At 43.3% G+C, this 19423-nt stretch carries 16 protein-coding genes and 1 pseudogene; 15 read left to right on the top strand and 2 right to left on the bottom strand.

Annotated elements, in window-relative coordinates; genetic code table 11:
- Positions 1-35 precede the first annotated feature (35 nt).
- From EV146_RS02025 to EV146_RS01995, 7 genes and pseudogenes are all read left to right on the top strand, one after another.
- Positions 36-2110 (top strand): annotated as a pseudogene (locus EV146_RS02025) (alpha-glucuronidase family glycosyl hydrolase).
- 407 nt (positions 2111-2517) lie between these two features.
- Complete coding sequence (locus EV146_RS02020; protein WP_132001256.1) at positions 2518-4254, top strand: sensor histidine kinase; 1737 nt, start codon at positions 2518-2520, stop codon at positions 4252-4254.
- Position 4255: 1 nt separating this feature from the next.
- A complete protein-coding gene (locus tag EV146_RS02015) occupies positions 4256-5041 on the top strand; it encodes a response regulator transcription factor (RefSeq protein WP_219916339.1) in 786 nt (261 codons plus the stop codon).
- A 138-nt stretch (positions 5042-5179) separates the two neighbouring features.
- The gene (locus tag EV146_RS02010; protein ID WP_132001253.1) at positions 5180-6481 is read left to right on the top strand and encodes an extracellular solute-binding protein; all 1302 of its coding nucleotides are present in this window, start codon (positions 5180-5182) and stop codon (positions 6479-6481) included.
- 219 nt (positions 6482-6700) lie between these two features.
- Positions 6701-7579, top strand: coding sequence for a carbohydrate ABC transporter permease (locus EV146_RS02005; protein WP_132001250.1), 879 nt, complete (start codon positions 6701-6703; stop codon positions 7577-7579).
- A 13-nt stretch (positions 7580-7592) separates the two neighbouring features.
- Entirely contained in the window at positions 7593-8492 is a 900-nt protein-coding gene (locus EV146_RS02000; protein ID WP_132001247.1) for a carbohydrate ABC transporter permease, read from the top strand.
- A 57-nt stretch (positions 8493-8549) separates the two neighbouring features.
- Positions 8550-9275 (top strand): YesL family protein, encoded by a 726-nt coding sequence (locus tag EV146_RS01995; protein WP_132001244.1) that lies wholly within the window; start codon positions 8550-8552, stop codon positions 9273-9275.
- 38 nt (positions 9276-9313) lie between these two features.
- On the opposite strand, the gene EV146_RS01990 is transcribed toward EV146_RS01995, so the two are convergent.
- Positions 9314-10480 carry an ROK family transcriptional regulator gene (locus EV146_RS01990; RefSeq protein WP_132001241.1) on the bottom strand — a complete coding sequence of 389 codons (1167 nt, stop codon included), beginning with the start codon at positions 10478-10480 and terminating at the stop codon, positions 9314-9316.
- 212 nt (positions 10481-10692) lie between these two features.
- Between EV146_RS01990 and xylA the strand changes: the two genes are divergently transcribed.
- The 7 genes from xylA to EV146_RS26725 all read left to right on the top strand — a co-directional run bounded on the left by xylA (position 10693) and on the right by EV146_RS26725 (position 17876).
- Entirely contained in the window at positions 10693-12021 is a 1329-nt protein-coding gene (gene xylA / locus EV146_RS01985) for a xylose isomerase (RefSeq protein ID WP_132001238.1), read from the top strand.
- A gap of 89 nt (positions 12022-12110) precedes the next feature.
- Entirely contained in the window at positions 12111-13610 is a 1500-nt protein-coding gene (xylB, locus tag EV146_RS01980) for a xylulokinase (protein WP_132001235.1), read from the top strand.
- A 21-nt stretch (positions 13611-13631) separates the two neighbouring features.
- Positions 13632-14615, top strand: coding sequence for an aldo/keto reductase (locus tag EV146_RS01975; RefSeq protein WP_132001232.1), 984 nt, complete (start codon positions 13632-13634; stop codon positions 14613-14615).
- Positions 14616-14706: 91 nt separating this feature from the next.
- Positions 14707-15468: a polysaccharide deacetylase family protein gene (locus tag EV146_RS01970; RefSeq protein WP_158286968.1), complete on the top strand. Its 762-nt coding sequence runs from the start codon at positions 14707-14709 to the stop codon at positions 15466-15468.
- A 157-nt stretch (positions 15469-15625) separates the two neighbouring features.
- Positions 15626-16228, top strand: a complete 603-nt coding sequence (gene yyaC / locus EV146_RS01965; RefSeq protein WP_132001226.1) for a spore protease YyaC — start codon at positions 15626-15628, stop codon at positions 16226-16228.
- Between the two features lie 161 nt (positions 16229-16389).
- Positions 16390-17535, top strand: a complete 1146-nt coding sequence (locus EV146_RS01960) for an AI-2E family transporter (protein ID WP_309136101.1) — start codon at positions 16390-16392, stop codon at positions 17533-17535.
- Between the two features lie 164 nt (positions 17536-17699).
- Positions 17700-17876: a hypothetical protein gene (locus EV146_RS26725; RefSeq protein WP_158286967.1), complete on the top strand. Its 177-nt coding sequence runs from the start codon at positions 17700-17702 to the stop codon at positions 17874-17876.
- Positions 17877-17958: 82 nt separating this feature from the next.
- Here EV146_RS26725 and EV146_RS01955 read toward each other — a convergent pair whose 3' ends face one another.
- A complete protein-coding gene (locus EV146_RS01955; protein ID WP_132001486.1) occupies positions 17959-18783 on the bottom strand; it encodes an MIP/aquaporin family protein in 825 nt (274 codons plus the stop codon).
- 320 nt (positions 18784-19103) lie between these two features.
- Here EV146_RS01955 and EV146_RS01950 point away from each other — a divergent pair, with 320 nt between their 5' ends.
- Positions 19104-19412, top strand: a complete 309-nt coding sequence (locus EV146_RS01950) for a PTS sugar transporter subunit IIB (protein WP_132001220.1) — start codon at positions 19104-19106, stop codon at positions 19410-19412.
- Positions 19413-19423 lie beyond the last annotated feature (11 nt).

Raw genomic sequence — 19423 nt, 5'->3', positions numbered from 1 at the left:
GAGACGATCATTCTAAATAGAAGGGGAGACAGACAATGGACAATGCGTCTTATATTTCTGAAATACAGACAGAAAGCTACAACTGCTGGCTTCAATATAAAAGAAATGATTCCATCAGGCCACCAGCTTATTTTTCAAGAATCGTTATAAATGGAGAAAGCCAGACCCTGAAAGCGGCAGCTGAAGAATTAAAGACAGGGATTTCGCAAATGACCGGGATTCACCCCCAGGTAGCTTCTGAAGAATATTCAAATAACGCGATTACGCTTTGCAGCTTAAATAACAAGCATATACAGAATATCCCTGATCTTGATTTGTTAGCCAGGGAAATAAATGATGAAGGGTATATCATCAAATCGGCATCAGAAACTGGAACAGAAGGATTGCAGATCATTGGCAAGACTGACACAGGGGTGCTCTACGGAGTTTTCCACCTCCTGAGGCTGCTCCAGGAGGGCAGCGGGACATCTGACATTAATATCATTGAAAGTCCCAAAAATCAGCTCAGGATGATTAATCACTGGGATAACATGGATGGCAGCATTGAGCGCGGTTATGCAGGAGGCTCCATATTTTATAAAGATGGCCAATGTACCGGTGATGCCCGGAGAATCAAGGATTATGCAAGACTAATGTCCTCTATTGGGATTAACGGAATTTCTATTAACAATGTCAATGTTCACGAAGTGGAAACAAAGCTGATTACAGAGGAATTTCTGCCAGAGGTTGCGAAGGTGGCAGACATCTTCAGAATTTATGGAATCAGAACCTTCCTTAGCATTAACTATGCAAGCCCAATGCAAATAGGGGGCTTAGGCACTGCAGACCCGCTGGACCCCAATGTGAGGGAATGGTGGAACTCCAGAGCCGAAGTAATCTACCGCTACATCCCTGATTTTGGAGGGTTTGTCGTTAAGGCAGATTCTGAACATCGCCCAGGTCCCTTTACATATAACAGGACACATGCCGATGGTGCCAACATGCTTGCAAGAGCGCTGGAGCCATTTGGAGGGACAGTGATCTGGCGATGCTTTGTTTACAATTGCCTGCAGGATTGGCGGGACCGCAAGACCGACCGTGCCAAGGCAGCCTTCGACCATTTTATGCCGCTGGACGGAGAATTCTTAGATAATGTCATCCTTCAAATCAAGAATGGACCAATGGATTTCCAGGTAAGGGAACCAGTATCTCCTTTATTTGGGGCCATGCCTCAAACCAACCAGGTCCTTGAGTTTCAAATAACCCAGGAATACACAGGGCAGCAAGTGCATTTATGCTATCTGATTCCGCAATGGAAAGAGGTACTGGATTTTGATACCTATGCACGGGGAAAAGGTTCCTATGTGAAAAGAATCGTGGACGGCTCTCTGTATCCTTACAAATACAGCGGGATTACCGCTGTTACCAGCATCGGAATGGATGAAAACTGGACAGGCCATCCTCTTGCCCAGGCCAATCTTTACGGATATGGCCGCTTAATATGGAATCCTGATCTATCAGAAGAGGAAATCACGAACGAGTGGGTGGTTCAGACCTTTGGGCATGATCAAGAAGTAAAAGAAACCGTGAAGGCGATGCTGGCTGAATCCTGGAGGATATATGAAAACTATACTTCTCCGCTTGGAGTAGGCTGGATGGTAAATCCTCATCACCACTATGGACCAAATGTAGATGGGTATGAATACTCGGTATGGGGAACGTACCATTTTGCCGATTGCCATGGGATTGGAGTTAATCGTACCTTAAAGGATGGGACTGGGTACACTTCCCAATATTTCGAGGAAAACTTCGGGCTGTATGAGTCAGTAGAAACATGCCCTGATGAGCTATTGTGTTCTTTCACCATGTTCCCTATACTCACGAATTAAAATCAGGCGTCACGGTCATTCAGCATATTTATAACACTCACTTTGAAGGAGCCGAACAGGCTGAAGAGCTAAAGAAGAGCTGGGAAAAGCTAGAAGGAAAAATAGATGAAGACAGGTATGTGAGTGTCCTTGGCCGTCTTGAGGCGCAAGCCGAGCATTCCAAAGAATGGCGGGACATTATTAATACCTATTTCTACCGAAAATCCGGCATTGGCGATCAGCTAAACAGAACCATTTACTAGTCTATAATTGCGCCGCTATCCTGGTGGAAGCTCTTATCTGTCTCAGGGGCAGCGTTCTAGTCCCATATCTAGCGTTTTTAATTGCTGCAATTAGAATGAAAACCTTTCAGAAGGGATTCCGCTTCAGGATTCCTTCTTTCTTTTGTGTCCTCCTATTCCTGTTTGGTTTGTTTCATTGTAGCTAATAGAAGTAAGAGACAGATCGTAAACCCTTCAGGCCGGGGAGACTGTCAGGGTTAGTAAACCCTGCAGTCTTTTTTTTCATAAAAGCTATTAATTTTGTCCGTTCAACCTTAAAATACATTTTAAAAGGTATTTATTTAAATAGCCTGACACTTCTGTTAAAGTATAGTCTAATAGTATTAAAAGTATAGAGTAATAATATTATATTGGATGGTGGTTTTAACATGTGGGCAAAGCTTCAGAGATTTAATACGATGCGCAATCAGATCCTGGTTGTATACCTGCTCGTTATGGCCATAGTCCTGGTCCTTATAGGACTCATCACCTTCAAGCAGGTATCCTCGCTAGTCAGCAGCAACGCAGAGAAGCAAATCCAGCAGACAGCAGTTCAGGCAAACGGAAGAATGGAAACGCTTTATCACCAACTGGAGCTTTTGACGCGACAGGTCACGACTAATCCAAGTGTTCAAAGCATGCTGCTTGATATAGTCGAAGGAGGAAAGCCTACATATAAGGAAAAACAATCCTTGCTGCAAATGGTCAATTCCTATCAGGCTTACTACAATGGCATTGATTCGCTGGAGCTTTATTTAAATGATCATTCTAAGCTTTATCCTGCGGATGACAGGAACTTGCAGGATCGGCTGGGGCGAAAGTGGATTGAAAAAGCCAAGCGCGGCAAAGGCGAAATGCTGTGGGTCGGGACGGATCCGAAGAATCCTCGCTACTTTTTGGCAATCCGCCGTGTAAGTCTATTTGACCGCTGGTTTTCCAGCGGCGGCTACCTTTTAGTCAGGATCAATAAAAATTATTTTGGTTTTGAAGATACTCCCATAACAAAAAATCTATCAGACTATACTATTTTAGTCGATGGCAACAACAAAACTGTTCATTCTAATTACGATGGTTCAATTACAGAGCTTCTTTCAATGAGAGAACCCTTTGTTACTTTAGACCGCAGAAAATTCATGCTGGTACGGCAGGAATCCGCCGTTACAGGCTGGACCATGCTGATTTTGACACCGGTTGATGCCCTGACAGATGGATTATCCGTGCTGCGAGCATCCCTTTTACTGTCAGGTGTAATCGGATTTATCATTTTCCTGATATTCTCTTTTTTTCTCTCCACTCTTGTTACAAAACCAATTTTTAAATTAATTACTGCCATGCGGCGTGCAAGGGAAGGCGAGTTGGTGCACAGTCCGGAAATGGCTTCAACAGTAGAGATAAATGAACTGAACGATACATATAACCAGATGGTCGATCAGACAAATCACCTCATTCAGATGGTTTACGAGAAGGAAATCATCACCAGCCGTACGGAACTGAAAGCGCTGCAGGCTCAGATTAATCCTCACTTCCTTTACAATACCCTTAACGCCCTGTACTGGTCTCTTGATGAAAAGGGTGAAGACGAACTGGCTGAAATGGTAGTGGCCATGTCTGAATTGTTCCGGTATACCATAAGCGGCTCCAATAAAAACGAATGGGTTACGATAAGGGAAGAGTTTGACCATATCGAAAAATATCTGCAGATCATGAAAATCCGCTTTGGAGAAAGACTTGAATGGGAGCTCTGTGCGCCGGAACGCCATTTAGGTGTGAAGATTCCTAAACTATTGATTCAGCCTTTAGTTGAAAATGCAATCCTACATGGAATTGGAAATAAGGCCGGCAAGGGCAAGGTGAAGGTAAGTATAGAACAAGCGCCCGATTCAGCCAGCCTTGTCATTAAGGTAGAAGATAACGGACCCGGGATGGACCAGGCTACCCTTAGAAGAATAGTAGATTCCATGGAGTCCGGGGGTGTATCCTCACTTAAAGGAACCGGAATGGCAGTCGCCAATGTAAACAGAAGACTGAAGCTTTACTACGATAACCAAGATTTAGGGCTTTCGATATACAGCATATTAACGCAAGGCACCTGGATTGTTTTCGAGGTACCGGGAGAGGAGAGTTAGCATGGTGAAGACTAAAACGATTTTGATTGTCGATGATGAGGAAAGAACGAGGCAGGGTCTGAAAAAGACCCTGGAAATTTGGGGCGATGGCCGATATGAGATATATAGTGGTTCAAACGGAAGGGAAGCGCTGGAAATCTGCAGGAAAAGGAGAGTCGACCTGCTGATTACGGATATCCAAATGCCAGAAATGTCCGGACTTCAGCTTTTAGAAGCTTTAAGGGAGATTTCACAGGAGCCAGTTGTCATTATTATTTCCAGCTACTCGGAATTCGAATATGCACAGCGGGCCATTGAACTTGGGGTTAAAAACTACCTGCTTAAGCCAATCAGCAAGAAGCGGCTGACTGAAGCGGTGGAACAGGCTATGGAAGTGGTCCAAAGCCAGGAACGGGCAGGCTTCATTGATAAAGTTGTGGATAAAAGCCTGATTGAAGTCAATACAGAAGACACGGCCAGTACTCCAATTAAAGAGGCGATGGCTTATATTCAGGAAAATATAAATGGGCAGCTGAGTCTTCGGGATGTGGCATCGCATGTACATCTGAACCCAAGCTATTTTAGTGCTCTTTTTAAGGAGCGAACCAATCTAACATTCAGCGAATATGTGACTCGCAAAAAACTTCAAAATGCCAAGAAGATGCTGCTGACGACCAATCTTTCCATCGAAGAGGTGGCAGAGAAAGTAGGCTATCAGACTGGCAAATACTTTATTAAACTATTTAAAGATTACGAGGGAACCACACCGAGCAAGTTCAGAAAAACAGCATCGAGTCATTCTATCTAAAAATAGTGGAATTTAACCTGATGGTCATAACCTTTTCTAAAAATAGTGGAATTTTTCCCAATTGTCATAACCTTATTTAATATTGCCTGCGATGATATCCTAATTACAGATTCAAACAAACAAAGGGGGAAACACAATATGTTTAGGAAAGCGCATACATTAATGGCCTTGCTTTTAGCCTTTGCCCTTGTGCTGACAGGCTGTTCAGGCAAAGAAGCCGGCAGTGAGGAAAGTGGTTCTAAGAAAACAATTAAGTTTATGCACCTTTGGCCTGCGGGCAGTTCAAAACAGCAAAACCTTATTGTTCAAGATATTATCAAGCAATTTGAAGCCGAGAATCCGGATGTGAAAGTAGAGGTAGAAGTACTGGAGAACGAGCAGTATAAAAATAAAATCAAGGTCCTTTCTTCTTCAAATGAACTTCCTGACGTCGGATTTACATGGGCAGCAGGATACCTTCAGCCATTTGTAAAAGGCGGTTTGTTTACTTCGCTGGATGATGTTCTGGAAGGGGGGTTAAAAGATTCATTCGTTCCGGGTACAACGGAAGCCTACGCTATTGATGGCAAGACATACGGTCTTCCGCTTGAATTAAACATCGCCCCTATCTATTACAATAAAGAAATCTTTAAAAAGTACAATCTCGAAGTCCCTAAAACCTATGAAGAGTTTGAAACAATTGTAAAGACATTAAAAGATAACGGGGTAGCCCCAATTGCCCTGGGAAATAAGGATCGCTGGACTGGATCTTTATGGTATATGTATTTGGCTGATCGGATTGGCGGCCCGGACGTCCTTACCCAGGCTATCAACCGTGAAGGATCCTTTGAAGATCCGAGCCTGGCGGAAGCAGCGACAGAAGTACAGAACCTTGTTAAAGCAGATGCTTTCAATAAAGGCTTTAATGGCTTATCAAATGATGAAGGAAAGTCAGAATTCATGAACGGCAATGCAGCGATGTATCTTATGGGATCATGGGAGCTGCCTAACCTGACAACAAACGAGGAAGTTCCTCAGGAGTTCAGGGATAATGCAGGATTCTTCAAGTTCCCAACTGTCGAAGGCGGCAAAGGTGATATTGACAGCTGGGTTGGCGGACCTGGTGTAGGAATGTTTGTTTCCGAGAATTCTAAGGTGAAAGAAGAATCGAAGCAATTTGTGAAGTTCTTCGTTGAAAAGTGGGGCGAGCAGGCAGTCACTAAAGCGGGTGTCATTCCGGCAACCAAGGTTGATACCGAGAAGGTTGAACTTCCACAGCTGTACATCGATGTATTGAACGAACTGAACAAATCGACGAACCTTACATTGTTTGCCGATGTCCAAATGAGCGCTTCAGTAGCCGAGACTCACTTAAATCTGATTCAATCTTTGTTTGGAAATGAAGTAAAGCCGAAAGACTTCACTAAACAGCATGAAGAGGCTCTAGCCAAAGAAGAATAAAACAGCACATTTATTTTGAAGGCTCTGTTTATACCTCCTGTTGACTTTCTGAAGGTACCACAGGGGTTCGCGGGCTTCTTCCTGGAGTATTCCACAGGTCCCGCTGTGTCCCTGGCCTTCTGTACAGAGTTCCAGCGTCTACAATGCCCTAACGAAAAGGACATATCTTCTTTAAGCGGTATGTCCTTTTTTATTCAGAATCGGAAGGAGTGACTCATAATGGAAAAAGTATTGTCAGATAAAAGAATCATCACGTTATATGTCCTTCCCGGGCTGCTTTTAATCATTGGCCTTATTTATGTCCCGATCATTCAAACAGCCTATTATGGGTTAATGAAATGGGATGGCATCGGTGCCAAGGAATTCATCGGACTGGAAAACTACAAGACCCTTATAAAAGATGATATATTCTGGAAAACAGCCTATCATTCTTTCTTGTTAGCGGTTTTTTCAGCCTTAAGCTTAATTATTTATTTGCTAATCTCCATTGTCCTGGCGGGCAAAATCAAGGGGGCCGATTTCTTTAGGAAAATCTATCTCATCCCAATGCTATTGGCCTCCGTGGCAATTGCCCAGCTATGGCTTAAAATCTACCATCCTACTAACGGGATATTGAATACCCTGCTGGGATCTTTCGGGGTAGACAACCCGCCATCATGGCTTGCTGATCCTAAAATTGTACTTTATGCCATCTTTATTCCGATCCTTTGGCAATATGCCGGCTTCTACATCCTGATCTATTATGCGGCATTAAAGAACATCCCTGAATCCCTTATTGAGGCAGCACGGATTGATGGTGCTACAGCATGGCAAATTGCTTTAAAAATCAAAATCCCGCTGATCATGAACGTTATTAAGGTCACTATTGTTCTTGCCGTTGTCGGCTCGCTTAAATATTTTGACCTGATTTATGTTATGACAGATGGCGGACCTAACGGAGCCAGTGAAGTAATGGCCTCCTATATGTACCATAAAGCGTTTAGAGGTTTTGATTTTGGATATGGCAGTGCCATTGGATTCTTCCTGCTGGTTATTTGCCTCGTCGTAACCTGGCTGATCCGCAAACTGACCGCAGCTAAAGAAGAAATTACTTACTAAAGGAGGAGAAGTCATGAAGACAGAGGCAAAGCAGCGTATTCCTTCAGTGTCTGTTGATAACAGGCTGGAAGTTTTCAGCCATCCAGCCATGCAGAAAGCATCAAAAGGAATTTTATACGTAATCCTGGCCATTGTAGCTGTGTTTCAAATATTTCCGATTGTATGGCTGTTTCTCTTTTCACTTAAAAACAACCAGGAAGTTTTCAATATGTCGCCGTTCTCAATCCCGACAGATCCGAAATGGGAGAACTATGCCAAAGTATGGACGGAGGGGAATATTAGCCAATATTTCCTGAACTCGGTTGTCTATACGGTTGCGGCTGTGATCTTAACCGTTATCCTTGCGAGTATGGTGACATTCGCTATTACCCGGATGAAATGGAAATTGAGCAATCTGGCGCTGGGGTTATTCATGGTCGGATTAATGATTCCGGTTCATTCTACGCTAATTCCTTTGTTCAGCACCTTTACAGCCATTAACCTTGTTGATAATCCATTATCGGTCATTTTGTCTTATACGGCATTTAACCTGCCAATTACGATTATGATCCTGCTCGGTTTTTATCAGGCGCTGCCTCGCGAGGTGGAAGAAGCAGCCGTTATGGACGGGGCTTCACTCAACCGGATCTTTTTCCGGATCACTCTTCCTATGACATCCCCGGTAATCGCGACTGCAGCAATCATTAATATGATCTATAACTGGAATGAATTTGTTTTCGTGAACACTTTTATCAGTTCCGACCAGTATAAAACGCTCACAGTAGGGATCCAAAACTTTATCGGCCAGTACACAACCGATTGGGGTGCAATTGGTGCAACCTTAATGATCTCAATCCTTCCCATTCTGCTGGCGTTCCTGATCCTGAGCAACCGGATCGTGGAGGGAATTGCTTCTGGTTCTGTAAAAGGGTGATATCTTTTTAAAAAAAGCTGAGATGCATGCGGATTTTGATTACTTTATCTTTAAAAAATGAAACCAATAAATAGCAAAAAGCACCTTCATTTACAGAAGGTGCTCCTCGATTACAGTGAGCAGATAAGGGTGAATAAAATGGAAACGAACATGATGACAGGAAAACTGTTTTGGATCTGTGAATGGATCATGAGACTGGCTTTCGTCAATATTCTATGGATTCTTTTCACTGCTTCAGGTCTGATTATCTTTGGCATTATGCCAGCTTCTGTCGCGGTATTTACCGTTGCCCGAAAATGGATCACGCAGGGAACAGATATCCCGATTTTCAAAACCTTCTTTCATGCATTTAGAACAGAATGGCTGAAGTCGAACAATCTCGGCTTGATTCTCGGGCTCAGTGGAGGTTTCCTGTTCTTTGACCTGGTTTACATCAGGACGATCCACGGTCCCGTCCAAACCGGCTCAATGGTTTTGTTGATGATTGCCTTTTTGTTTTATATCATGACCTGCCTCTTTATCCTGCCGGTCTATGTCCATTATGACCTTAAGCTCGGCCAGTATATAAAACAGGCCTTTCTTATAGGCGTGTCGAATATGTGGTTGTTTCTCGTCATGATTGCTGGCGGTGTACTTTTAGCCACCTTGTTTTATATCATTCCCGTTTTGGCCCCATTTTTCGCGATCGCCTTGCCGGCTGTTGTTTTCATGCGGTGTTCACTCCAGGCATTTAATAGGATAGAACAAAAGCAAAGAAAGCTGTCAGGGCAGCTGTCAGGATAGGAAAACTGCACCGTGTACGGCGCTAGTTTATTTACCCATTAGATCTGCAGTTGATTTTTAATGAAATTTTCAATTGAAAAAGCCGAAACTCCAAGTGCAGCTGCAGGGAGTGCCAGGTTGGAAAAACTTATATCAATTTCCGTCTGGTGAAAAGGCAGGGTGTATTTATTGATGGTTTGCTTCACGTCCCATGAAAGCCATTCTTTAGCTGCGGCCAGCCTGTTGCCGATAATGATTTGTTTTGGATTGAACGCGTTTATGATATTAATGATGCCCAATCCCAGGTGTCGGCCTGTTTCTTTTAGCATACTCAAGGCATCTTCGTCTTCAGAAGCAGCAAGATTTATGATTTTTTCAAGGGTCATTTCGTTTTCCAGCCCAAAACTTCCTGCTTTGGAAATCAAGGATTGCTCAGAAGCATAAAGCTCCCAGCAGCCATTGTTTCCGCAGCTGCATTTAGGTCCGTTAAAATCAATGGACATATGTCCGACTTCACCTGAATAACCATTGATGCCTTTATATAGTTCTCCATTTATAATAATTCCGGCACCAATGCCTATTCCCGCACTAATATAAATTAAATTGTCGTAGTCTTTCCCGACACCAAACTTTTTTTCGCCATAGGCCCCTGCATTCGCTTCATTTTCAACAATCACGGGAAGGTTAAAAGCATGTTCTAAATCGCGTTTGAGAGATACGTTCCTCCAGCCAAGATTAGGAGCGAGCAAGACATCCCCTTCTTTATTCACAATTCCGGGGGCGCCTACACCAATCCCGATGATTCCGTATGGGGATGAGGGAGCTGAATCTATAAGCTCCTGAATGAGACTGTTGACCTCCCGCAAGGCATCTTTGTAGGAGAGACCGGGGTTCTCCGTGTTCTTTTCTAAAATGATGTTTCCAAGCAAATCCGTTAATACGCCATAAATATAGTTAACCCCGAGATCCACTCCTATTGAATACCCTGCGTTCTGGTTGAACAAAAGCATAACAGGACGTCTGCCGCCGCTGGACTCCCCGGGACCCGACTCAAAAATTAATTTTTCATCAATCAGTTCTGATACCAGGGAAGAAACCGTACCTTTATTTAGCCCCAGCTTCTGGGCTGCATCAGCACGGGAAATCGGAAATGAATTCATGATTAAATCCAGCACTAATGTTTTATTCTCTTTTTTTACTACTTGCTGATTCCATGTTATCTGCATCTTATTTTCTACTCCTCCTATAGTCCTCACACCACTTCATATTTACCATTATAATTTAAATGTAAATGAATATAAAGTTTGTTTATCCATTGCACAAAGTAAGGTGGTAGTGTATAATCATTTCAAATACTTTAATAAATATTTAAAACAAGGTTGTAAGCGGTCACATTACATCCGCGGACCTGTTATTCACACAAAGGAGGCAATACATAATGGCTTATTTTGAAAATATCCATAAGATTCAATTTGAAGGTCAGAAATCAAAAAATCCGCTGGCGTTTAAGTATTATAACCCTTCGGAAAAAATTAACGGAAAAACAATGGAGGAGCTTCTTCGTTTTTCGGTTGCCTATTGGCACACATTTACGGCTGATGGAACAGATCCGTTTGGAGCCGGCACAATGGTCCGCCCATGGGACCGTTTTAGCGGTCTTGATCTCGCAAAGGCGAGGGTTGAAGCTGCTTTTGAACTTTTTGAGAAACTTGATGTGCCGTACTTTGCTTTCCATGATGTCGATATTGCACCAGAAGGAAGCACTTTGCGGGAAACGAACCAGAATCTTGATGTCATTGTATCGATGATCAAGGATTATATGAAAACAAGCAAGACCAAGCTTCTATGGAATACCATCAATGCGTTTACTAATCCAAGATATGTTCATGGAGCTGCAACTACCAACAATGCCGATGTTTTCGCCTATGCCGCTGCAAGCGTGAAAAAAGGACTGGAGGTCGGCAAAGAGCTCGGTGCTGAAAACTATGTATTCTGGGGCGGACGTGAAGGCTATGAAACATTGTTGAATACAGATCTGAAACTGGAACAGGACAATCTTGCCCGCTTCCTGCAGCTGGCTGTTGACTATGCAAAGGAAATCAATTTTGATGCCCAGTTCCTCATTGAGCCAAAACCAAAAGAGCCAACAAAACATCAGTACGATTTTGACGTAGCTACAAGTCTATCATTCTTGCAGAACTATAATCTTCAGGATCATTTCAAATTCAACATTGAAGCCAACCATGCCACTCTTGCCGGCCATACATTTGAACATGAGCTTCGTGTGGCAAGAATCAATGGAATGCTTGGTTCTGTGGATGCAAACCAGGGAGATCCATTAATCGGCTGGGATACAGACGAATTCCCGACAGACCTGTATTCAACCACTCTGGCGATGTATGAAATCCTTCAAAACGGCGGATTGGGTAAAGGTGGATTAAACTTTGATTCCAAGGTAAGAAGGGCATCTTTTGAGCCGGAAGATCTGTTCCATGCGCATATTGCCGGAATGGATGCCTTTGCGATTGGCTTGAAAGTTGCCAATAAATTAATTGAAGATAAGGTCCTTGAGGATGTTGTCGCTGATCGCTACAGCAGTTTCTCTGACGGTATCGGACTTGAAATTGTTGAAGGAAAGGCAGATTTAAAGAGGCTTGAGGAGTATGCCCTGGGTCTTGGTGAAATCAAGAATAAATCAGGACGTCAAGAACGACTGAAAGCGGTGGTTAATCAGTATCTATTGGAAACTCTGTCAGGTTCCCTGTAAGAAGCTTTCCGCGGCAGTTGAAAATGTGCTGGAATAGCTTGTTCCAGCACATTTTTGCAATCTAAAATAAACATAGAAGGGTGATAAGAATGAAGTATGTGATTGGTGTCGATCTTGGTACAAGCGCGGTAAAGATCCTTCTCGTCAATAAGGATGGAAAGGTTTGCCAGGAAGTGTCAAAAAGCTATCCGCTCATCCAGGAAAAATCCGGATACAGTGAGCAGGACCCTGAAGAATGGGTAGTAAAAACAGTCGAAGGCATCAAGGAGCTTGTCCAGGGGTTTGACGGAAAGGCGGAAGACATTGAAGGAATCAGTTTTTCCGGCCAAATGCATGGACTTGTATTACTGGATGAACAAAATGAGATTATTAGAAACTCCATTTTATGGAATGATACGAGGACGTCCGAGCAATGCAGGCAGATTTATGAGGCCGTTGGAAAGGAAAAGCTGCTCTCCATAACCAAGAATCCTGCACTTGAGGGCTTTACCCTGCCGAAGCTTCTGTGGGTAAAAGAACATGAACCGGAAAACTTCGAAAAAGCAAGTGTCTTCCTTCTTCCCAAGGATTACTTAAGATACCGGCTGACGGGACAAATACATAGTGAATACTCGGATGCAGCGGGAACACTTCTATTAAATGTAGGAGAGAAAAAGTGGAGTACCGAGATATGTGAAATTTTCGGAATCAAGCCGGAACTCTGCCCTCCACTGGCTGAATCTCACGGGCATGTCGGGAATATTACCTCTGACGTGGCCCTTCAAACAGGGCTTGCGGAATCAACCAAAGTATTTGCCGGCGGTGCTGACAACGCATGTGGAGCCATAGGTTCCGGCATCCTTGCGGAAGGAAGGACATTGTGCAGCGTAGGTACATCGGGAGTCGTGCTCTCTTATGAGGAAAGAAATGACCAGGATTTCGAAGGAAAGGTTCACTATTTCAATCACGGAGAAGAAAATGCCTACTATACAATGGGTGTAACGCTTGCAGCAGGGTACAGCCTCAGCTGGTTTAAAGATACGTTTGCCAAAGATGAGGAATTTGACTCCTTGCTGGCACATATTGACCAAGTCCCAATTGGTGCGAATGGTCTCTTGTTTACTCCTTATCTGGCTGGAGAGAGGACTCCATATGCAGATGCACTGATAAGAGGCAGTTTTATCGGCATGGACGCTTCCCATCAGCGCCGGGACTTTGTAAGGTCCGTGCTTGAGGGAATCACTTTTTCATTAAACGAGTCGATTGAAATCTTCAGGGAAAACGGGAAAAAGATAGATACTGTCATCAGTATTGGCGGAGGAGCAAAGAATGAAACATGGCTCCAGATGCAGGCCGATATTTTCAATGCCAAAATTGTCAAGCTTTCCAGTGAGCAAGGGCCCGGCATGGGGGCAGCCATGCTTGCCGCTTATGGCTGCGGATGGTTTTCATCCTTGCAGCAGTGCGCCGAACATTTCGTCGAAGCCGTAAAAACATACGAACCAATCGAGGCGAATGTTGGCCAGTATCAAAAGCTTTTTAGCCTGTACAAACAGGTTTATCAGCAAACCAGGGAACTGAATGAGCAGCTTCAGGAGTTTCGGAAATAAGGGGAGGAAGGAGCAAAGGACATGAACTACAGAGAGTTGGGCAACACAGGGTTAAAGGTAAGTGAAGTCAGTTTCGGGACTTGGGCGATAGGCGGATCCTGGGGAAAAACGAGCGATGAAGAGGCCCTCAATTCCCTGGACAGGGCCATTGGCGAAGGGGTAAATTTCTTTGATACTGCTGATGTGTACGGTGACGGCCATAGTGAGGAATTGCTTGCAAAGGCAACGAAAGGCAAAGAGGACCAGATCCACATTGCAACCAAGTTTTGCCGGGCAGGGGATATTCATGATCCGGAGACTTATACGTATGACCGGGTTGCGGCCTATTGTGAAGCAAGCCTGAAACGCCTGAACAGGGAAGCGCTTGATTTATATCAAATTCACTGCCCGCCCATTGAAATCCTTAAGGATGGACAGGTGTTCGAGGTTTTGGACAAGCTTCAGCAGGAAGGGAAAATCAGGAATTACGGAGTCAGCGTGGAAACCGTAGAAGAAGGCTTGCTGTGCCTGCAAAATCCGAATGTTAAAGCACTGCAGGTGATTTTCAACATCTTTCGCCAGAAGCCTATGGAATCCCTGCTTCCCGAAGCGAAGAAAAACGGAGTGGGTATTCTTGTCAGGCTCCCGTTGGCCAGTGGATTGTTGACGGGCAAATTTACGAAGGATCATGTTTTTGAAGAAGATGACCACCGGAATTTTAATGAGCATGGTGCAGCCTTCAATGTAGGCGAAACCTTTGCAGGGCTTGGATTTGCTAAAGGGGTGGAACTGGCAGATCAGCTAGAATGGATCGCTGAAGGACGGAAATCCATGGCTTCGGCAGCGTTGAGGTGGATTCTCGATCAGGAGGAAGTCTCCTGCATCATTCCCGGATTCAAAAATGAAAAACAAATCCTGCAAAATCTTGAGTCCTTGAGCGAAAAACCATTTACTGAGCCTGAACTTGCTGCACTGAGGGAGTTTTATGAGGAAAATGTAAAGAACCATATCAGAGGGCCATATTAAGAGGTTCAAGGTTCGGGGCTATCCAATAGAGTTCTTTATTTTGCAGTAAATGATTCATCCCAAATCTTCCATACTGGAAAGGAAGTATTCTATGAAAAACTTATTGAGTCTTCTACTGGTTTTGATCATAACATTGGTTTCCAGCAGCAGCTATACTCAGGCAGCATCCCCTGATAAATCAGCAAACGCTGAAATACCTGTTTTGCTGTACCATGTGGTTAAGCCCGATCCTGATCCTTCCAATCCATGGCAATCCAGTCTGTCAGAGTTTGAGAAACATATGGCCTACCTAAAGGAGAATGGCTACAGGACTTTAACCATGAAGCAATATTTCAACATTCTTGATAAAAAAGCGGCAATGCCAGAAAAGCCAATCCTGTTGACATTTGATGATAACTCCAGTGACTTTTACCAATATGTGTATCCGATCCTGCAGCAATATGGGATGAAGGCCACCCAGTTTACCGTTTCTGATTGGGTAAACGGAGGCTGGAACATGACTTCCGAAGAAATGCTGATCATCAAGGAAAATGGAGTTGATATCCAGAATCATTCGGTGTCACATCCTTTTCTCGCAAATTTAAGCAAAGAACAACAATATGAAGAAATTAATTTTGCCACTACGGCACTGAAGGAATTAACTGGGAAGACTACGGATGTTTTTGCTTATCCTTATGGCAATTATAATGACGAAACGATTTCAGTTCTTAAAGAACTGGGATTCCGAGGGGCCTTCAAGGTTGGCGGCGGCATCAGTACAGACCAGAGCAATCGTTATGAATTACCACGAATCATGATTCTCCAGGAACATAGCTTGGAGGACTTTATCAGAATGGTTAAAACCGGATATTAGGCTCCTACCGAAAATGCAGGCATTGATTATGAATCAGCCTGCATTTTTGGCAGAACGGTTCAATGGGGATTGCCACTGCTGCAGGATTTCAGACGACAAAGAGAGATAAAACCACGGTGAAGGGAATCGAGTAACTAAATTAAAAGGGGAAATGGGTATGATTAGCACTGTTGATCATAAGGATAAGCCAGCATTATCTGAAGGAATCATCCAATACAACAACAGGCTGGCTCCTTTACTAATAAGGAACACCTTGCATTCCATTATCCCGAATGGGATTGAGCATATCTATGTAGCAGGCATAGGTTCAAATGTCATAAGTGGAGACAGCCTGGGGCCGTTAGTCGGAACACTGCTGAAAAATATATATCCCGGTCACTTGACTGTAATGGGCAGCCTCCAGTCCCCTTTAGATGCAGTCACCCTAGGACGGGAAATCCCAAATGTCCGTTTCCGAAGCAACAGTTTTGTCATCGCCATTGACAGTGTTTTAGGTAAAAAAGAAATGGTCAACTCCATCATCGTGAGAAAAGGTACCCTGCTCCCTGGAATAGGCCTTGGCAATCAACTCCCATCTCTAGGGGACTGCAGCATTATGGGAGTTGTTCTGGAAAACAACCCTGACCTCCACAGTTCCCTTCTATATACAAACCTGGATACCATATTCACCATGGCAATGAATATCGCAAAAGGCATCTCAATTTCAGTGCGGCAATTTTTTAATTATCCTCCTGATGAACCCGTTTTGCTACTAAGGTAAAATAAATACAATGAAGTTCTTAATAAAAGGCTGGACGTGATGATGCGTCCAGCCTCTTTCTTGTTAACTGGGTTGTTTTAAAATGCAGGAGACTTGTTACACAAGGGGGAAATTATTTTAGCCCAAATGCATTTATGATCTTTAACTAGTGGGTAAAAGGAATGGTATCTTCCATAACAATCTTTTTGAGGAGCTGTTATTATTTGCCTAAATCAAAATACTTCCGTATAGGATATGGGATCATTTTATTTTTGTTCATCATCTATTTGGGAGCTAAGGTAGATTTCATATTTAAACCAATCGGGATCTTCTTTCAAACCCTATTTTTCCCTTTTTTAATATCGGGAGTCATCTATTATTTGCTAAGACCGGTGGTATTCTGCTTGAATGATTGGAAAGTGCCTAAATCTCTCGCGATTGTAGCTATTTATCTATTGTTTATCGGACTTGGGACCATTTTACTTTTGTGGATTGGCCCTGAGCTTCAGCGGCAATTTAAAAGTCTGGTTGAAAATTACCCGGCTATCTCCGAAAATCTTAGAGGGAAATTTTTGGACATCCGGGAAAATAAGTGGGTATCCAGATTTGAAGAAAATGATTATTTTACACTTGAAGAGGCTAGCTCAAAAGTAAGCGCCTATTTTCAAGCCAACATGGCAAATGTCTTTGGCAAGGTAACGAATGTGATTGGAATTATTACAAGCATCCTCACATTAATAGTGACTGTTCCATTTATTGTTTTCTATTTATTAAGGGATGGAGAAGGGGCATCGGCGCATATCCTTAAATACCTCCCATATCTGCAGGCAGCTGAAGCAAGAAAGATATTGAAAGACATGGATGAAGCCCTAAGCTCCTATATAAAAGGACAGGCGATAGTATCCTTGCTTGTAGGAGTAATGATGTATATAGGCTATTTAATTATTGGAATAGATTATTCACTTGTGCTTGCCTCTGTAGCTATGCTTACAAACGTGATTCCGTTTATTGGACCCTTTATTGCAATTATCCCGGCCATCATTATTGCCTTCCTTACTTCTCCATTCATGGCATTGAAGGTCCTCATAGTGGCTGTCGTTGTCCAGCAAATCGATGGGAATATTACATCTCCCTACATTATGGGAAGAAACCTTGATATCCATCCACTAACCATTATCCTACTTTTGCTCGTGGCAGGAAGTTTGGGCGGCCTGTTAGGAATGATCATTGCAGTACCGGTGTATGCGGTAGTCAAAGTCATTCTCAGCCATACTTACAGACTGTATTTGCTGCATAAAAATAAAGAGCGGATGCTGGAGGTTGAATAAAGATTTTAGATGCTTTGTCCCTGTTGAACAATAGAAACTAAAGGCTGGATAAAAATCATCCTCACTTTTACAGTCCTGCCCAAACCTAGTAACAATTTGTTCATATCTCTTGGATAAGATAGGGACATGACTAGTTCTTATTCATAGTGAAAGGAAGTAACAGGATGAAAAAGTGGGTGATTAATATGGTTGTGATTATCATCATAGTGGGGGCAGGGGCTTCGGTTTACGGATATTTTTCCGATAAAAGAGAATTGCCTTCCACTTCAACAACGCAAACGCTGATGGCGTCGGCTGAATTTGGGTATGTGGAGGCAACATATAAAAACTCACTATCATAGTGAGTTTTTTATTTTTATAATATAAAAATTTCACAGGGATGGATTTTTTTAGGATTTACTAAAAACAAATAATTGGAATTTCCTATGCTGCTTTCCTCGCACCTTTTATAAGCGAAGAGCCTTTCCTGCTGAAAAGATGTGCAGTAACGAGCGCCATAACTGATACACCAAGGACATACCATAATTGCGGACTTGGCCTGCCTAGGAAAACCGCCTGGTAAAACAGTCCTCCAAGGCAGCCTCCAAGGATGGGGCCAACAACTGGTATCCATGCATAAGGCCAGTTTGAGCCTTTCTTGCCCGGTATAGGCAACAGGGAATGGGCCAGTCTTGGGGCGAAATCTCTTGCGGGATTCAGTGCTGCCCCGGTCGTTCCCCCCACGGACATACATAGGCAGAAAATCAGGAAACCGACAATTAAAGGATTAAGGCCATCGGTAAATTTATTTGCACCAATGGAAAGCAAAGCTAGGATCAGAACGAAGGAACCAAGCATCTCACTAAATAAATTAGCAAAGGTATGCGGGATCGCAGGACCTGTTGCAAAAACGCCCAATTTAACTTTTGAATCCCCTGTTTCCTTCCAATGAGGCAAATACTGCAAATAGGAAGCTGTTGCCCCGAGGAATGCCCCTAGCAGCTGGGCCGTTATGTAAGAAGGTACCTGATCCCATGGGAATTTTCCTATAAAAGCAAACGATAATGTAACGACAGGATTTAAATGGGCTCCGCTGTATTCCCCTACTGCATAGATCGCAATCATGACTGCTAATCCCCAGGAAAAATTAACTGCCATCCAGCCTGCCTGGTGGGCAAAAGATTTTTTCAGGGTCATACCTGCACATGATGAAATACCCAAAAATAGCAGTATGGCTGTACCAACAATCTCTGCAACAAAAGGAGTCATCCCGTTTCCGCCTTTCAGATTCATTTCCCTTCAACCATTACAATAGTAATTCTCATCTTAAGCCTTTTCAAATTGGATGTACACGCATCATTTTTCCGTTGCATGCGGAGACCGTCTATTATTCGGCAAGGATTGGGGGTTGAGGTTACAGAAATAAGGGGTGACGAAGGGAATAATGGAAGCGTATAATCTTTTTCCGTTGAGCAAAGGAAAAAACTTGAGTGTAGTTGAAAGCGCTTTACTACTATGATAAAGACATACCTCGACAAGAGGCTTACAAAGTTACGAAAAACTAAATTTAAATTCTAGGAGGAACTCACATGAATATTCTATTATGCTGTGCAGCGGGAATGTCTACTAGCCTATTGGTAACCAAAATGGAAAAAGCAGCCTCGGAGCAGGGGATTGAGTGCAAAATCTGGGCTGAAAGTGCCGATGCCGTCAAAAACCATATTGATCAGGCCGACGTCCTTTTGCTTGGGCCGCAGGTTCGCTACCTGCTTCCGCAAATGAAGAAGCTGGGTGAAGAAAAGAACATCCCGGTTGATTCCATCAACCCGGTACAATACGGAATGTGCAACGGACCAGAAGTTCTGAAATCAGCTCTCGCTCTTATTAATAAAGGATAAGGAGTGCAGGA

This window comes from Mesobacillus foraminis (assembly GCF_004340465.1).
GTDB lineage: Bacteria > Bacillota > Bacilli > Bacillales > Cytobacillaceae > Mesobacillus_B > Mesobacillus_B foraminis.
This window is presented reverse-complemented; position numbering and strand designations above follow the sequence as displayed.

Coding starts and splice junctions, on each gene's coding strand:
- EV146_RS26725 (WP_158286967.1), top strand. CDS start 17,700: ATGAAAAAGTGGGTGATTAATATGGTTGTGATTATCATCATAGTGGGG.
- EV146_RS02000 (WP_132001247.1), top strand. CDS start 7,593: ATGAAGACAGAGGCAAAGCAGCGTATTCCTTCAGTGTCTGTTGATAAC.
- EV146_RS01970 (WP_158286968.1), top strand. CDS start 14,707: ATGAAAAACTTATTGAGTCTTCTACTGGTTTTGATCATAACATTGGTT.
- EV146_RS01955 (WP_132001486.1), bottom strand. CDS start 18,783: ATGACTCCTTTTGTTGCAGAGATTGTTGGTACAGCCATACTGCTATTT.
- EV146_RS02020 (WP_132001256.1), top strand. CDS start 2,518: ATGTGGGCAAAGCTTCAGAGATTTAATACGATGCGCAATCAGATCCTG.
- xylB (WP_132001235.1), top strand. CDS start 12,111: ATGAAGTATGTGATTGGTGTCGATCTTGGTACAAGCGCGGTAAAGATC.
- EV146_RS02005 (WP_132001250.1), top strand. CDS start 6,701: ATGGAAAAAGTATTGTCAGATAAAAGAATCATCACGTTATATGTCCTT.
- EV146_RS02010 (WP_132001253.1), top strand. CDS start 5,180: ATGTTTAGGAAAGCGCATACATTAATGGCCTTGCTTTTAGCCTTTGCC.
- EV146_RS01975 (WP_132001232.1), top strand. CDS start 13,632: ATGAACTACAGAGAGTTGGGCAACACAGGGTTAAAGGTAAGTGAAGTC.
- EV146_RS01990 (WP_132001241.1), bottom strand. CDS start 10,480: ATGCAGATAACATGGAATCAGCAAGTAGTAAAAAAAGAGAATAAAACA.
- EV146_RS02015 (WP_219916339.1), top strand. CDS start 4,256: ATGGTGAAGACTAAAACGATTTTGATTGTCGATGATGAGGAAAGAACG.
- xylA (WP_132001238.1), top strand. CDS start 10,693: ATGGCTTATTTTGAAAATATCCATAAGATTCAATTTGAAGGTCAGAAA.
- EV146_RS01995 (WP_132001244.1), top strand. CDS start 8,550: ATGAAACCAATAAATAGCAAAAAGCACCTTCATTTACAGAAGGTGCTC.
- yyaC (WP_132001226.1), top strand. CDS start 15,626: ATGATTAGCACTGTTGATCATAAGGATAAGCCAGCATTATCTGAAGGA.
- EV146_RS01960 (WP_309136101.1), top strand. CDS start 16,390: ATGGTATCTTCCATAACAATCTTTTTGAGGAGCTGTTATTATTTGCCT.
- EV146_RS01950 (WP_132001220.1), top strand. CDS start 19,104: ATGAATATTCTATTATGCTGTGCAGCGGGAATGTCTACTAGCCTATTG.